A 14,053-nucleotide genomic window follows, 5' to 3' on the forward strand; every position below is an offset into this window, starting at 1 on the left:
GCTGTGGGCAGAGCACAGTGACAAGTAAAATAAGGAGCATTTTCACCAACAGAGGACGGAAATGCTCCTTTCTGTTTTGAAGCCAAAGGCAAACAGGAGGTAAAAGTATGGGTATTATCAGAGCAGCAGTCAATGCAGTACACGGCAGTCTCGCCGATCAGTGGCTGGAGACCGTGGAACCGTATGAGATGGGGGAACATACGGTATTTACAGAGGGAATTCTGGTAAGAAAAGGCCAGAATAAAAAGGGAAGCCAGACGATTTCAAACGGTTCTGTGATCCATGTCTATGACAATCAGTTTATGATGTTGGTGGACGGCGGAAAGATTATTGATTACACCGCAGAGCCGGGCTACTTTACCGTAGACCAGTCATCGTCTCCGTCGATGTTCAGCGGATCGCTTGACGCAGCCGTAAAAGATACGTTTGAGCGCCTGAAATTCGGCGGCCAGACCCCGCATGAGCAGAGAGTTTTCTATATTAATCTGCAGGAAATCAAGGGAATCAAATTCGGAACGAGAAATCCGGTCAACTATTTCGACCAGTTCTACAATGCCGAGCTGTTCCTTCGGGCACACGGTTCCTATTCCATCCGCATCATCGATCCGCTCCGCTTCTACGCAGAGGCTGTGCCGAGAAACGCATCCCGCGTAGAGATCGAGGATATCAACGAGCAGTATATGAACGAATTTTTAGAGGGCCTGCAGTCCTCGATCAATCAGATGGCAGCCGACGGCATCCGCATTTCGTTCGCAGCATCCAAGAGCGCCGAGCTGTCCCGCTACATGGCAGATGCGATGGATGAGAGCTGGCGGGCAATGCGCGGCATGGAGATCCAGTCCGTGGCAATCGCAAGCCTTTCCTACGATGAAGCTTCCCAGAAACTGATCCAGATGCGCAACGAAGGTGCGATGATGTCTGATCCATCGATCCGTGAGGGCTATGTACAGGGAGCGATGGCACGCAGTATGGAGAAAGCAGCAGCCAACCCAAACGGAGCCATGAACGGCTTTATGGGTGTTCAGATGGGCATGAATGCCTTCGGTTCCTCGTTTGCATCGGCGTCCGCTTCGAATCAGCAGCAGATGCAGCAGCAGGCGGCAGCCAAGGCACAGCAGGAAGCTGCAAAAGGCGTATGGAAATGCTCCTGCGGAACGGAGAACACCGGCAATTTCTGCTCAAACTGCGGAAGTGCAAAGCCGATGGTGTGGATCTGCGGCAAGTGTGGAACCGAGAACAGCGGTAAATTCTGTTCGAACTGTGGCAGCCCGAAACCGGAAGCGGCAGGAAAATGGGTCTGCGCATGCGGAACGGAGAATACCGGCAAGTTCTGCTCGAACTGCGGAAAACCAAGACAGTAAAAGAAAACAGATAACCATCCAATACAACAGCGGCTCCGGGGAAGGAGGGATAGAATATGGAGGTTATTACATACAAATGCCCGAACTGCGGAGGCGATCTGACCTTCGATCCGGCAAGCGGAAAGTATAAATGCGAGTACTGCCTGTCCTCGTTTACACAGGAAGAAGCCGAAAAGGCGAACCCGAAAGCAGCGGAAGCGCTGAACGGGGAGGACGATGCTGCCGGTGCACAGGAAGCATCCGATGCACAGAAGGAAAGCAGTACGGAGGAAACAAAAGGGGAAACAGAGCAGGGCGAAGCAGTTGTCTACACCTGCCCGAACTGCGGCGCCGAGATTGTGACCGATGCGACGACGGCAGCGACATACTGTTTCTACTGCCACAATCCGGTGGTGCTTTCAGGCCGGCTTTCGGGAGAATATATGCCGGATTTTGTGCTGCCGTTCAAAATCAGCAAGGAGCAGGCAATCGAGAAATTTTTGTCATTTACCCGGAAGAAACACTTTATTCCGAAGGACTTTTTCGAAAAGAGTCAGGTACAGAAGATGACAGGTGTCTATTTCCCGTACTGGATTTACGGCGGAGACTTTGAGACGGATTACATAGCGCGCGGCCGGAAGGTGAGAGTCTGGCAGACCGGTGATGTGGAGTACACAGAGACCAGCATCTACGATGTCCGCCGGGAGGGAGAGGTCCGTGTGGACGGTCTGTCGCGTAACGCTCTGAACAAGGCAGACCGCGATCTGATCGAATGCGTACAGCCATACCGTCTGGAGGAGATGCAGCCGTTTTCCATGGGGTACCTTTCCGGCTTTCAGGCGGAAAAGCGTGATATCGAACAGCAGCAGATCGCACCGGAACTGAAAAAAGAACTGGAGACGATGGCACGCGGCGCCATGCGGAATGAGGCGAACGAATATATCTCCCTCGAGCAAGAAAAAATGAACCTTTCCCCGAAGCAGGAGAACTGGCGTTACGTCCTGTTTCCCGTCTGGACGCTGACGTATCCGGGAAAGGACGGGAAGGTTTACTACTATGCGATGAACGGCCAGACCGGAACGATCAACGGCGATTTTCCCTATGAGCGGAAGAGAGCCCTTCTGACGTCGGCTGTGAGTGCTCTTCTGGTTCTGATTGTGATGCTGATAGGAGGGTATTTCGCATGAGAAGAATGAAAAAAGCAGGACAATATCTGCTCGGGATTTTTGCGGCCCTTCTGCTGTGCGGGATTTTTTCTGTGAATACCGTAAAAGCCGAATCCCAGCATATCTACGACAATGCATCGCTTCTTTCTGATGCGGAGGAGCAGGACCTCGAGAGATCCTGCGCGGAGTTCGAGAACAATACGGAAATTCATATGGTCATCCTGACCGAGCGCAGCAGCGGTTCCGAGGACTGTCAGGCGATTGCAGATGATTTTTATGACAAAAAGTATCCGAAAGAGCCAAACGGTGTCTGCTTCCTCATCGACATGGGACAGCGCCAGATCGTGATTTCGACGTCCGGTATTATGCAGTATTATATGTCGGACACGGAAATTGACGATATTCTGCAGGCGGCGCAGGGGTACGCGAAAGACGGCGACTATGCGGGAACTTTTGCAAAAATGATTACGATGACGCAGGAATGCTTCGACCGCGGCGTTTCCGATGCGGACTATCTGATTACAGAAGACGGTTCCATTATTCATTACCGCAAAATCAACAGCACGGAAGCTCTTATTTCTGTTATCGCAGCGGCTGCGACAGGAATTCTTGTTTATTTTGGAATCTGGAAGAGCTATAGACGAAAGAAAAACCGTGGTGCAAAGAGCTATGCGGATCTGAAGCGCGTAAACATCAGAGACCGCAGGGATGCGCTGATCGACCGTCATGTATCGATGCACAAAATCCAGAAGGATGATGGAAACCACGGCGGAGGCGTTTCTGGCGGCGGAGGTGGCGGCGGAAGCACCGTTCACACTTCGTCGAGCGGAAACAGTCACGGCGGCGGAAGCATTGGCTTCTGAAAACCGATTCGAAAAAATTCCTTGCGTATTGTGTCGGAATATGATACGATCTTTCCTGTGAAAACAAATGTATTTCCTGGAAAGAGTATAAAGGTAGAGGATTGCCATGAGAGAAGAGAAAACAAAGTACTATGTAATCAAAGAAAAAGCGGTTCCCGAGGTCCTTTTGAAGGTCATCGAGGCCAAACGGTTGATGGATATGCAGGAGCTTACCGTGCAGCAGGCAACGGAAAAAGCGGGAATCAGCAGAAGCTCTTTCTATAAATACAAAGATGATATTCTTCCTTTTCATGACAATGCAAAAGGAAAAACGATTACGTTTATTCTGCAGATGGACGATGAGCCGGGACTGCTTTCCGATGTGCTGAAGATTATCGCCGAGTTTCACGGAAACATTCTGACCATTCATCAGACGATTCCGTTAAACGGCGTGGCATCGCTGACGATCAGCGTGGATATCGCGGAAGACCGGGGAGACGCCTCGGAGATGATTAACGAGATTGAGTCCAGACAGGGAGTTCATTATTTTAAAATATTAGGACAGGAGTCCTGAAAAAGAAAAAGCAAGAGAGGGACAAAAGAGATGATTCAGATTGCAGTATTAGGATATGGCACGGTTGGTTCCGGCGTGGTAGAAGTGATCAACACGAACCATGACAGCATCAACAAGAGAGCAGAGAACGAAATTAATATCAAATACGTTCTGGATTTAAGAGATTTCCCGGGAGATCCAGTGGAAAAAGTGCTGGTACATGATTACGAAGTGATCGCAAACGATCCGGAGGTTGATATTGTTGTCGAGGTCATGGGCGGCGTTGAGCCGGCTTACACCTTCACAAAACGTGCGCTGGAGGCTGGAAAGAGCGTCTGCACATCCAACAAAGAGCTGGTGGCAAGACACGGTACCGAGCTTCTTGCAATTGCAAAAGAGCACGGCGCAAACTATCTGTTTGAGGCAAGCTGCGGCGGCGGTATCCCGATCATCCGTCCGTTAAACTCCTCCCTGACTGCAGATGAGATCGATGAAGTAACTGGCATCTTAAATGGTACCACGAACTATATCTTAAGCAAAATGGCAAGCGACGGTTCCGATTTCGCGGATGTATTAAAAGAGGCACAGCGCCTCGGCTACGCAGAGCGCAACCCGGAAGCAGATGTAGAAGGCTACGATGCGTGCCGTAAAATTGCGATTCTTTCTTCTCTTGCTTATGGAAAAGAAGTCAATTACGAAGAGGTTTACACCGAGGGAATCACAAAGATCACCGCAGAGGATATCAAATATGCGACCTCGATGGGAACCGCAATCAAACTGCTCGCAACAAGCCGCAAGGTGGGTGATCAGTATTACGCTATGGTAAGCCCGGTGATGATTGACGCGAAAAACCCGCTGTACAGCGTAAACGGTGTCTTCAACGCCATCTTCATCCACGGAAATGTACTGGGTGATGCGATGTTCTACGGAAGCGGAGCAGGAAAGCTTCCGACCGCAAGTGCCGTTGTAGCCGATGTCGTAGACTGTGCAAAGAACAAAGGCAGAAACATCATGATGAGCTGGAGCGAGGAAAAACTGGACCTGCTGCAGATCGATGATGTAAAGAGCCGCTTCTTCGTCCGCGTGTCCGGCCACGCCGCAGAGCGCCAGAGTGAGATCGAGGAGCTGTTCGGAAAAGCAGAAATCGTAGCAGTTCCAAGTCTGTCCGAGGAGTTCGCATTTATTACCGGCGAAATCACAGAGCAGGAGTACAGAGAAAAAGCAGAGAAACTCGACGGAATCCAGAGCAGAATCCGCGCGAGAATTTAAGATCTCGAAATAGACATAACTAAAAAGACGTTTCACAGCCGTAAAGCAAGGGGTGTGAAACGTCTTTTTAGTTATCTTAAAATTTATTTTTAAAGATCTGTGCCGGATCCAAAGGAATCCGTATCATATCCCACCGGTTCCGATGCCGGATACAGGACATCTTTCCGTTCCTGATAGAACGCAGCCATCGTGATCTGCATATAGGGCATTACCCACAGAAAGCCGATGGCACAGGAACAGGATGCGAGAATCTCAAGCCCTAAGAAACTTAAGAGAAGCAGAATGTAGCGGAAAAAGTTCTTCTTCATCATCGCAAAGCTCTGACGGATCGCCTGGATCGGGCCGATGCCGGGAGCGTCGTTCATCACAAAGGTGGAAAGGGAAAACGGAACCAGCACCAGCGTGGAAACGAGAGAGCCGATCAGCTTGTAAACGTAAACGTTCATCAGAGAAGAAAGCTCGGCTTCGATGGAAAGTGCTGTTCCAAGCGTCAGTTCCGCACTCGGGGAGGAAAGATACTGGAAGCCCGGAATGCTGGAAATCAGGGCGATCACGGAGCTGATGCCGTTGATGATAAGGAACATCAGCACGTACTGGTCCGGGTGGTGATAGAAAGCGTAGAGCATATCACCGACGGAAATCGGTTCCCCGCGCAGCGTTGAGAGGCAGATCTTTAAGTAGCCCGCCTGAAAGAGGCTGAGGAGCAGGGAAAACAGGAACAGCGTCAGATTCAGGAAAATGATATCGTACAGCGTTGTGCCTGAAAAAATCAGCGTCGGGATGAGGGAGCAGGAGAAGGTGAGAAACAGGTTGATCGCGGTTGCGCCCACCAGCGTGCCGCATCGGCCTGCCATGGCCTCACGGGCCTGCTTTTTCAGTTCTGAAAATTTCTGTTTTTGTCCGTTCATGAAAAATCCTTTCTGGTACCTAGATGGTATTTCCGTCGGTGGTTGTTCCGTTATCCGGTGTCATCTGGTATTCCTGCATGTACTGATTGTAATACCGCTCAAGCAGGTTGGTGCTGCCGCCGCTGACCATGTTGAAAAGCAGGAAAGCATACATGATGCAGATACCGACAATTATGCCGATGGTACAGCCCGCAAGACCGGCTTTTGCCGTGCCGCTCATGCGTCCTGCGCCGCGGCTTAAAAGGGCGAAGATCACGCCGAGCGAGCCGAAAAACAGGGACCCCATGTTAAGCATGAACAAAAAGGAGCAGATCGCCATGACCATCGAAGCGGCCGCAAGGGCCTGCGAACCCGTCCTGCGCGGCGGCTGTACGGGAGGCTGCTGCTGGTAATGCTGATACGGTCCGGGACGCTGGCCCTCAGGCACGCCGTACGGATGGGAGGACTGATAGGAATCTCCGGACTCATTGGTGTTTGGATCGTAATTTTCTGGTGTCATAAAATGTCCTTTCTTCTGCAAAAAAGCGCGGTTTCACACGCAGTCTGTCAAAAAAGCTATAGTAAAGATTTTATCATGTAAGGTTGACAAAAACAAGACCTATTGATAAGGTAATAGAGTGGCTGTTCCGCCAAGGGTCCCGCTTTTTATGCGGGAAAAACAGAGAAGGAACAGCGTGTTTTGGAAGAGACAACAGGAGGAATTTACCTATGGATATGAATCAGGTATTGGCAGCTGAGCTGAACGTCAAACCGTGGCAGGTAGAAGCTGCAGTGAAACTGATTGACGAGGGAAACACGATCCCTTTTATTTCACGATATCGAAAAGAAGCAACAGGTTCCTTAAACGATGAGATACTGCGAAATCTGTACGATCGTCTGATGTACCTGCGCAGTTTAAATGACCGCAAGGCCGTTGTCCTTGCGAGCATCGAGGAGCAGGGCAAGCTGACCGCAGAACTGAAAAAATCCATCGAAGAGGCCGCAACTCTCGTGGTCGTAGAGGATTTATACCGCCCGTACCGTCCGAAACGCCGGACGCGTGCGACGATCGCAAAAGAAAAAGGACTGGAGCCGCTGGCGAATATCATTCTTCTGCAGATGACAAAAGAGCCGCTCGAAAAAGAGGCAGAGGCTTTTGTTTCAGAAGAAAAGGAAGTCAAAACGGCAAAAGACGCCATTGCTGGTGCCTGCGACATCATCGCCGAGAGCATTTCCGATGAGGCCGATTACCGTATGGAGATCCGCCGCAGAACCGAGGCGAAGGGCCTGATCGTCTCGACAGCAAAGGATGAGAAAGCAGAGTCCGTTTACGAGAATTACTATGAGTTTTCCGAGCCGGTATCGAAAATTGCCGGACACCGTGTGCTGGCACTGAACCGCGGTGAGAAAGAAAAATTCCTGAACGTCAAAATTGAGGCGCCGACGGAAGAAATCCTGCGTTATCTCGAGAAAAAAATCATCACCAAAGAGAATCCGCAGACAAAGCCGGTTCTGCAGGCGACCATCGAGGATGCCTACAACCGTCTGATCGCTCCGGCCATCGAGCGTGAGGTCAGAAATCAGCTCACCGAAAAGGCAGAGGACGGTGCGATCAAGGTCTTTGGAAAGAACCTTGAGCAGCTTCTGATGCAGCCGCCGATCGCAGGCCAGGTTGTCCTTGGATGGGACCCGGCGTTCCGTACGGGATGCAAGCTGGCCGTTGTCGATGCGACTGGAAAAGTGCTCGATACCACCGTGGTTTACCCGACCGCGCCGACGAACGAGAAGAAGATTGCGGCAGCGAAAGCCACTGTAAAAGATCTGATCCACAAATACGGCGTCACCCTGATTTCTGTCGGAAACGGAACTGCAAGCCGTGAGTCCGAGCAGATCATCGTCGAGATCTTAAAAGAGATCCCGGAGAAGGTTGCGTATGTGATCACAAACGAGGCAGGAGCGTCCGTTTACTCCGCAAGCAAGCTGGCAACCGAGGAATTTCCAAACTTTGATGTCGGACAGCGAAGCGCCGCTTCCATCGCACGCCGTGTGCAGGATCCGCTGGCAGAGCTTGTCAAAATCGATCCGAAATCCATCGGTGTCGGCCAGTATCAGCACGATATGAACCAGAAGAAGCTCGGCGAGGCGCTCGGCGGTGTCGTTGAGGACTGCGTGAATAAAGTCGGTGTCGATCTGAACACGGCATCCGCGTCGCTGCTGGAATACATTTCCGGTGTCAGCAAGGTGATAGCAAAAAACATCGTATCATACCGCGAGGAGAACGGCCGTTTCGAGAGCAGAAAAGAGCTCCTGAAAGTGGCAAAACTCGGACCGAAGGCGTTTGAGCAGTGCGCGGGCTTTATGCGCATCACCGGCGGCAAAAATCCGCTGGACGGCACAAGCGTTCATCCGGAGAGCTACGAGGCAGTCGAGAAGCTGTTTGCAAAGTTAAATATGAAGACAGAGCAGATCAGCGAGGGACCGACGGCGTTCTTCATCAAAGATTACAAAAAGATGGCAGAGGAGATCGGTGTCGGCGAGATTACGCTGCGCGATATCATCAAAGAGCTGCAGAAGCCTGGCCGTGACCCGCGTGACGAGATGCCGCGCCCGATCCTGCGCACCGACGTGCTCGATATGAAGGACCTGAAGGTCGGCATGATCTTAAAGGGAACCGTGCGCAACGTCATTGACTTCGGTGCATTCGTCGATATCGGCGTGCATCAGGACGGACTCGTCCACATTTCCCAGATGACGAAACGCTTCATCAAGCATCCGCTGGAGGCTGTGAGCGTCGGCGATATCGTGGAAGTGAAGGTCATCAGCCTTGATCTGGCGAAGAAGCGGATCGGGCTGTCGATGCTGCTGGATAAATAAAGTGTGATACGTGGGCTGCCCGAAAGAAAACAGGGGCAGCCCGCGGTGTATCAAAGGGGGATTACCATGAATGAGGAAGAAGTGCTGGTCGGACGGATTCAGGATCTGGCAGAGCAGTGTTATCACAGGGATGTTCCGTCACACACGGAGTTTCTGACGCTGGCGGAGCAGGATCTGTTCTACCGTACGGTAAATAAAATCCCGGGCGTGCGTTACGTGCTGTCCGGCGGATACGAGGCGGCAGAGCGGAAAGCGGCGCTGTTTCTGCCATCCTATGCAGAGGACGGTGATGCGTCGATGCTTCCGATCGCAGTCGTGCGCATCAGCCCGCTGAATGAAAAATTTGCGGATGCGCTGTCACACCGTGATTTCTTAGGATCACTGATGAATCTCGGCGTGGAGCGGTATAAGCTGGGAGACATTCTGATCGATGGAAACCAGGCGTATCTGATCTGTATGGCGGATATGGCGGACTACATCTGTGCGGAGCTGAAAAAAGTGCGCCATACGAGCGTGTACTGTGAAGTCGAGGCGGGACTGCCGGAGGAGCTGACGGAGCCGAAAACCGAGCGGAAAGAAGGCTCCGTCGCTTCCGTGCGGCTCGATGCGGTGCTGTCGCTGGCGTTCAGCAGTTCGCGGAGCAAAATGGTGCCGCTGATCGAGGGCGGCCAGGTGTTTATCAACGGAAAGCTGGTGACATCGCCGAGTGCGTCATTAAAAGAGGACGATCTCGTGACCGTGCGCCATATGGGAAAATTCCGCTATGTGGGCGTGCAGAACCAGACGAAAAAGGGAAGGCTGTACGTGGCTGTTGAACGATTTGTCTCATAATAGATATTTTGAGGGATTTTACAGGAAAAGACCATTGACAGTGTTTGTAAAAAGACGGTATTATAGAGGGTATGTAGAAGGTCCGCAGTTATGAGAATTTTCATGAAATTTTTCATACAGAAGCGGACTGCGAAGATTACGTATCAGGAAGGCAGGAAGAAAAAATGGGAAAAATTATACTGACCGGCGACCGACCGACCGGCAAGCTGCATGTAGGACATTACGTTGGTTCACTGCGCCGCCGCGTGGAGCTGCAGAACTCCGGTGAATTCGATAAAATTTACATCATGATTGCAGACGCACAGGCGCTGACCGACAATGCGGACAACCCGGAGAAGGTGCGCCAGAACATTCTGGAGGTAGCACTGGATTACCTTTCCTGCGGACTTGATCCGGAAAAGAGCACCATCTTTATCCAGTCTCAGATTCCGGAACTGTGTGAGCTTTCTTTCTATTATATGAATCTCGTTACGGTTTCCAGACTGCAGAGAAACCCAACCGTAAAATCGGAGATCCAGATGAGAAACTTTGAGGCGAGCATCCCGGTTGGATTCTTCACCTACCCGATCAGCCAGGCAGCCGATATCACTGCATTCAAGGCAACGACCGTTCCGGTTGGAGAGGATCAGATGCCGATGATCGAGCAGACACAGGAGATCGTCCACAAATTCAATACGGTTTATGGCGAGGCACTTGTGCAGCCGAAGATTATGCTGCCGGAGAATGATTCCTGCAGACGTCTGCCGGGTATCGACGGAAAAGCGAAGATGAGTAAATCGCTCGGAAACTGCATTTACCTGTCCGAGGAGCCGGATGAGATCAAGAAAAAAGTCATGAGCATGTACACCGACCCGGATCACATCAAGATCACCGACCCGGGCAAGATCGAGGGAAATACCGTATTTACCTATCTCGATGCATTCTGCCAGCCGGAGCACTTCGAGCGCTATCTGCCGGATTACGCAAATCTCGACGAGCTGAAAGCACATTACCAGAGAGGCGGCCTTGGCGATGTCAAAGTGAAGAAGTTCCTGAACAATGTACTGCAGGAGACCTTAGAGCCGATCCGTAACCGCAGAAAAGAGCTGGAAAAAGACATTCCGGCGATCTACGAGATGCTGAAAAAAGGCAGCGAAGAGGCAGAAAAAGTTGCCGCTCAGACACTGGCGGATGTCAAAGCAGCCATGAAAATCAACTATTTTGATGATCTGGACCTGATCCGTTCCCAGGCAGAGCGTTACGGCAAATAATTACCAATAGAAGATAAATGGAAAAAGCGGACATTATGGTTCCGCTTTTTCTGTTGCAGGGCGGACGAAAGTTCGGAGTCCTGCGGTCAGAGAGGATAGCATATGGTCATACATGGATTTCAAAAGCTGACGCTGCTGGATTACCCGGGCAAGGTGGCGTGCACATTGTTTTCGGGCGGATGTAATTTCCGCTGCCCGTTCTGCCAGAACGGAAATCTCGTGCAGCATCCCGAATGGGAGCCGGTGATTCCGGAGGAGGAGATTTTTGCAGTGCTCGAAAAGCGGTGCGGCGTGCTGGACGGCGTCTGCGTGACGGGCGGTGAGCCGACGCTGGATCCGGATCTGGAGCGGTTCGTGACGAAAATTAAGGAACTGGGATATTTTGTGAAGCTCGATACGAATGGATACCGGCCGGAGATTTTGAAAAAGCTGGTGGAAGAGAAGAAAATCGATTACGTCGCCATGGACATCAAAAACGCGCCGTCCCGGTACGGCGAGACGGCGGGCGTGAAAAAGATCGATGTGATGCGGATCAATGAGTCGGTCGAGTTTTTAAAGAGCGGCGTGGTGGACTATGAGTTCCGGACAACGCTCTGCAAAGAGCTGCATGGAAGGGAAGAGATCGAAGCGATCGGAAAGTGGCTTTCCGGGGCAAAACGGTACTTCCTGCAGAATTACCGGGAATCGGATTATGTGATTGATCCGAGGTTCTCGGGGTATGCGAGGGAGCAGCTCGAGCGGTTCTGCGAGATCCTGCGCGGAAAGATTGAGACGGTGGAGATCCGCGGCGTGGATTAAAAAACGCTTTAAAGCGTGCGGTACCAGTAGCCGAAGCGGGCATCGGGCGCGAGCTCGGATGGGCGCATCGCCTGCTTAAAGTGGAAAAAGCCGAAGAGGCTTGCCATGAACTGCTCATTCGGCGTGTAGACGCCGGGGACGCCGAAATACCAGAGTTCCTGCTGGTCGCGGTTCCGGGCGAGGAGCAGATGGCGATAGGACGAGGAGCCATGGAGGACGAAGCGGTTCGCATCCACCGAAAGACCGGCGGCGCGGAGCTGTGGAAGATCGTCGAGTGATAGGCGCAGGCAGTCGGTCAGATCATCATCTGGGAACGGATGGAACTCCGGGAACTGGTCCTGAAGCTGGAGATAGAGAGCAGCCCGGGACGGCGGCACGGCTGCTGCGGCGGGAAAATCGGCGGAAGTCATATGTAGCGGCTGGGCGGCAGAATCCGGGATGGGCTGCGGCGGTTCCGGGTTGGCAGAGGGATAGCTTTCTGCGGTTTTCACAGATTCCGCGGATGCGGGATGGAGTGTGTTGGCGGATGATTGCGTGATCTTGTCTGCAGGAACGGTGTTTACCGTGTCAGTTGATGTGGATTCTGTGGAGACGGTGGATTCCGGGTTGGAATTTTGTGGATAAAGTTCGGAATTGCTGCTGAATTCTGTGGAAAGTTCATCGAACTGTGCTTTGGAAGCGTCTGATGATGGCAGGGACTGCGCAGGTACGGCGGGATCCAGAGGTTCGGGTGTTTCGGCAGTTTTCTCTTCGGTCGGTCTGGCACCATTGTCTGCGGATGTTTTGGGCTCCTGCGGGAGCGTGGGAGCGAAAAACTCCGGCTGAATCGGAAGATCGTCCCACTGGGTGGCGATGACGCCGGTCTGGCGGCAGAGCAGGATCAGACCGCCAAGCTCGTCGAGCGTGACATCCGTCTGCCCAATGGCATCGGAGTGCGTGAAGAGTTTTCCGCTCGTAGAAGAGCGCCCCGCAAGGAGATTTCCGAGCGGAATGCCGTACATCCGCCCTGACCGGCGGATAAATCCGTAGACCGTGACCGAGGTCTCCGGCGGAAGCGACGGCGATTTGATCTGGAAGTCCATGCGGCAGAAACCGTTCTGCGACTCCACGCGGACAAAGCCGCAGCATCCGCCCTTGCGGTTGTTCGGGTATTCGTATAGATAGGCAATGAAACGCCGGTAATCAGACATAAAAACCTCCTGCATAGAAGTAAAAAGAGTAGAAAAAGATACTGCGCTACAGTTCACGATATGCGGGAAGGACAGAAAATATACGCAGAGAAGAAAGGAAGTGCACAATGGAAGAAGAAACAAAGCTGGAAACGCCGGAGGAAAAAGCGCACCGGAAAGAACGGGAACGCTTCATGCGCCAGGCGATTACGCAGGCGAAGAAAGCAGAAAAGCTGATGGAAGTGCCGATCGGCTGTGTGATTGTGTACGAGGGAAAGGTGATTGCGCGGGGGTATAACCGCAGAAATACGGATAAAAACACGCTGTCCCACGCGGAACTGAATGCGATCCGGAAAGCCAGCAAAAAGCTCGGCGACTGGCGGCTGGAGGGCTGTACGTTGTATGTCACCCTGGAACCGTGCCAGATGTGCGCCGGTGCGATCGTACAGGCGAGAGTCAGCGAAGTCGTCATCGGCAGCATGAACCCGAAGGCGGGCTGCGCGGGATCGATCTTAAATATGCTGGAAATGCACGAGTTTAACCATCAGGTGAAGGTCGAGCGCGGCGTGCTGAAAGAAGAGTGCTCGGAGATGCTGAGTGCGTTTTTCCGGAGACTGCGGGTGGTGAAAAAGAAGAAAAAAGAAGAGAGGAAGAGGGCGGAAGAAGGGAAAGAATAAAAGAAGAGGCAGCATCGGGATGGGATGCTGCCTGAGGAAGATTATTTGTTTGAGTAAGTTGCACTTTCGAATATTTCCGTAAAAAATACAATCCCCGTATTTCCATCGGAAACCATCGAAAAAATCATTGACGAATCCCGAAAAAAGCACTATAATATATGATGTATTTGACAAAATACGGAGAAGTACCCAAGAGGCTGAAGGGTCTGGCTTCGAACACCAGTAGGTCGGAAACGGCGCAAGGGTTCAAATCCCTTCTTCTCCGCTATGCAAAAAAGAGACAGCAAAAAGATTGAAAAATCGAAAAAGCTGTCTCTTTTTCTGTGAGAAATTATGAAATAGATGCAAAACAAAAGAAACAAAGACAGAAAAAGCATCGCCAGTTCACGAAAAGGGA

Annotated in this window: 13 protein-coding genes and 1 tRNA gene; 11 read left to right on the forward strand and 3 right to left on the reverse strand. The window is 51.8% G+C overall.

Going from position 1 to position 14,053, the window contains the following annotated elements; all coding sequences use genetic code 11:
* Positions 1-107: 107 nt before the first annotated feature.
* The 5 genes from DWY63_RS03880 (at position 108) to DWY63_RS03900 (ending at position 5,170) form a co-directional block, all read left to right on the forward strand.
* Complete coding sequence (locus tag DWY63_RS03880; RefSeq protein WP_117801390.1) at positions 108-1,361, forward strand: SPFH domain-containing protein; 1,254 nt, start codon at positions 108-110, stop codon at positions 1,359-1,361.
* Between the two features lie 56 nt (positions 1,362-1,417).
* Positions 1,418-2,527: a TFIIB-type zinc ribbon-containing protein gene (locus tag DWY63_RS03885; RefSeq protein WP_055218422.1), complete on the forward strand. Its 1,110-nt coding sequence runs from the start codon at positions 1,418-1,420 to the stop codon at positions 2,525-2,527.
* Positions 2,524-3,369 (forward strand): TPM domain-containing protein, encoded by an 846-nt coding sequence (locus DWY63_RS03890; protein ID WP_117801391.1) that lies wholly within the window; start codon positions 2,524-2,526, stop codon positions 3,367-3,369. The genes DWY63_RS03885 and DWY63_RS03890 overlap by 4 nt, the downstream gene beginning before the upstream one ends.
* A 106-nt stretch (positions 3,370-3,475) precedes the next feature.
* A complete protein-coding gene (locus tag DWY63_RS03895; protein WP_022461318.1) occupies positions 3,476-3,922 on the forward strand; it encodes an ACT domain-containing protein in 447 nt (148 codons plus the stop codon).
* Positions 3,923-3,952: 30 nt separating this feature from the next.
* Complete coding sequence (locus DWY63_RS03900; protein ID WP_117801392.1) at positions 3,953-5,170, forward strand: homoserine dehydrogenase; 1,218 nt, start codon at positions 3,953-3,955, stop codon at positions 5,168-5,170.
* Between the two features lie 89 nt (positions 5,171-5,259).
* On the opposite strand, the gene DWY63_RS03905 is transcribed toward DWY63_RS03900, so the two are convergent.
* Both DWY63_RS03905 and DWY63_RS03910 read right to left on the reverse strand, forming a co-directional pair.
* Positions 5,260-6,078, reverse strand: coding sequence for a DUF975 family protein (locus DWY63_RS03905; protein WP_055265104.1), 819 nt, complete (start codon positions 6,076-6,078; stop codon positions 5,260-5,262).
* A gap of 19 nt (positions 6,079-6,097) precedes the next feature.
* Positions 6,098-6,577 carry a hypothetical protein gene (locus DWY63_RS03910; protein WP_117801393.1) on the reverse strand — a complete coding sequence of 160 codons (480 nt, stop codon included), beginning with the start codon at positions 6,575-6,577 and terminating at the stop codon, positions 6,098-6,100.
* 209 nt (positions 6,578-6,786) lie between these two features.
* On the opposite strand from DWY63_RS03910, the gene DWY63_RS03915 reads away from it, so the two are divergent.
* The 4 genes from DWY63_RS03915 to DWY63_RS03930 all read left to right on the forward strand — a co-directional run bounded on the left by DWY63_RS03915 (position 6,787) and on the right by DWY63_RS03930 (position 11,810).
* Complete coding sequence (locus tag DWY63_RS03915; protein ID WP_117801394.1) at positions 6,787-8,931, forward strand: Tex family protein; 2,145 nt, start codon at positions 6,787-6,789, stop codon at positions 8,929-8,931.
* 66 nt (positions 8,932-8,997) lie between these two features.
* Positions 8,998-9,762 carry a YlmH family RNA-binding protein gene (locus DWY63_RS03920; RefSeq protein ID WP_022461313.1) on the forward strand — a complete coding sequence of 255 codons (765 nt, stop codon included), beginning with the start codon at positions 8,998-9,000 and terminating at the stop codon, positions 9,760-9,762.
* A 164-nt stretch (positions 9,763-9,926) separates the two neighbouring features.
* A complete protein-coding gene (gene trpS / locus DWY63_RS03925; RefSeq protein WP_022461312.1) occupies positions 9,927-11,012 on the forward strand; it encodes a tryptophan--tRNA ligase in 1,086 nt (361 codons plus the stop codon).
* A 102-nt stretch (positions 11,013-11,114) separates the two neighbouring features.
* A complete protein-coding gene (locus DWY63_RS03930) occupies positions 11,115-11,810 on the forward strand; it encodes an anaerobic ribonucleoside-triphosphate reductase activating protein (RefSeq protein WP_117801395.1) in 696 nt (231 codons plus the stop codon).
* A gap of 8 nt (positions 11,811-11,818) precedes the next feature.
* Here the strand turns inward: DWY63_RS03930 and DWY63_RS03935 are convergent, their stop codons facing one another.
* Positions 11,819-13,000, reverse strand: a complete 1,182-nt coding sequence (locus DWY63_RS03935; protein ID WP_117801396.1) for a DUF6128 domain-containing protein — start codon at positions 12,998-13,000, stop codon at positions 11,819-11,821.
* A 107-nt stretch (positions 13,001-13,107) separates the two neighbouring features.
* Between DWY63_RS03935 and tadA the strand changes: the two genes are divergently transcribed.
* Complete coding sequence (gene tadA, locus DWY63_RS03940; RefSeq protein WP_117509593.1) at positions 13,108-13,656, forward strand: tRNA adenosine(34) deaminase TadA; 549 nt, start codon at positions 13,108-13,110, stop codon at positions 13,654-13,656.
* 179 nt (positions 13,657-13,835) lie between these two features.
* Positions 13,836-13,921, forward strand: a tRNA-Ser gene (locus DWY63_RS03945).
* Positions 13,922-14,053: the final 132 nt, after the last annotated feature.

This window comes from Blautia sp. AF26-2, assembly GCF_003460955.1.
Classification (GTDB): Bacteria; Bacillota; Clostridia; order Lachnospirales; family Lachnospiraceae; genus Fusicatenibacter; species Fusicatenibacter saccharivorans.

Coding starts and splice junctions, on each gene's coding strand:
- tadA (WP_117509593.1), top strand. CDS start 13,108: ATGGAAGAAGAAACAAAGCTGGAAACGCCGGAGGAAAAAGCGCACCGG.
- DWY63_RS03885 (WP_055218422.1), top strand. CDS start 1,418: ATGGAGGTTATTACATACAAATGCCCGAACTGCGGAGGCGATCTGACC.
- DWY63_RS03880 (WP_117801390.1), top strand. CDS start 108: ATGGGTATTATCAGAGCAGCAGTCAATGCAGTACACGGCAGTCTCGCC.
- DWY63_RS03900 (WP_117801392.1), top strand. CDS start 3,953: ATGATTCAGATTGCAGTATTAGGATATGGCACGGTTGGTTCCGGCGTG.
- trpS (WP_022461312.1), top strand. CDS start 9,927: ATGGGAAAAATTATACTGACCGGCGACCGACCGACCGGCAAGCTGCAT.
- DWY63_RS03890 (WP_117801391.1), top strand. CDS start 2,524: ATGAGAAGAATGAAAAAAGCAGGACAATATCTGCTCGGGATTTTTGCG.
- DWY63_RS03895 (WP_022461318.1), top strand. CDS start 3,476: ATGAGAGAAGAGAAAACAAAGTACTATGTAATCAAAGAAAAAGCGGTT.
- DWY63_RS03910 (WP_117801393.1), bottom strand. CDS start 6,577: ATGACACCAGAAAATTACGATCCAAACACCAATGAGTCCGGAGATTCC.
- DWY63_RS03905 (WP_055265104.1), bottom strand. CDS start 6,078: ATGAACGGACAAAAACAGAAATTTTCAGAACTGAAAAAGCAGGCCCGT.
- DWY63_RS03915 (WP_117801394.1), top strand. CDS start 6,787: ATGGATATGAATCAGGTATTGGCAGCTGAGCTGAACGTCAAACCGTGG.
- DWY63_RS03920 (WP_022461313.1), top strand. CDS start 8,998: ATGAATGAGGAAGAAGTGCTGGTCGGACGGATTCAGGATCTGGCAGAG.
- DWY63_RS03930 (WP_117801395.1), top strand. CDS start 11,115: ATGGTCATACATGGATTTCAAAAGCTGACGCTGCTGGATTACCCGGGC.
- DWY63_RS03935 (WP_117801396.1), bottom strand. CDS start 13,000: ATGTCTGATTACCGGCGTTTCATTGCCTATCTATACGAATACCCGAAC.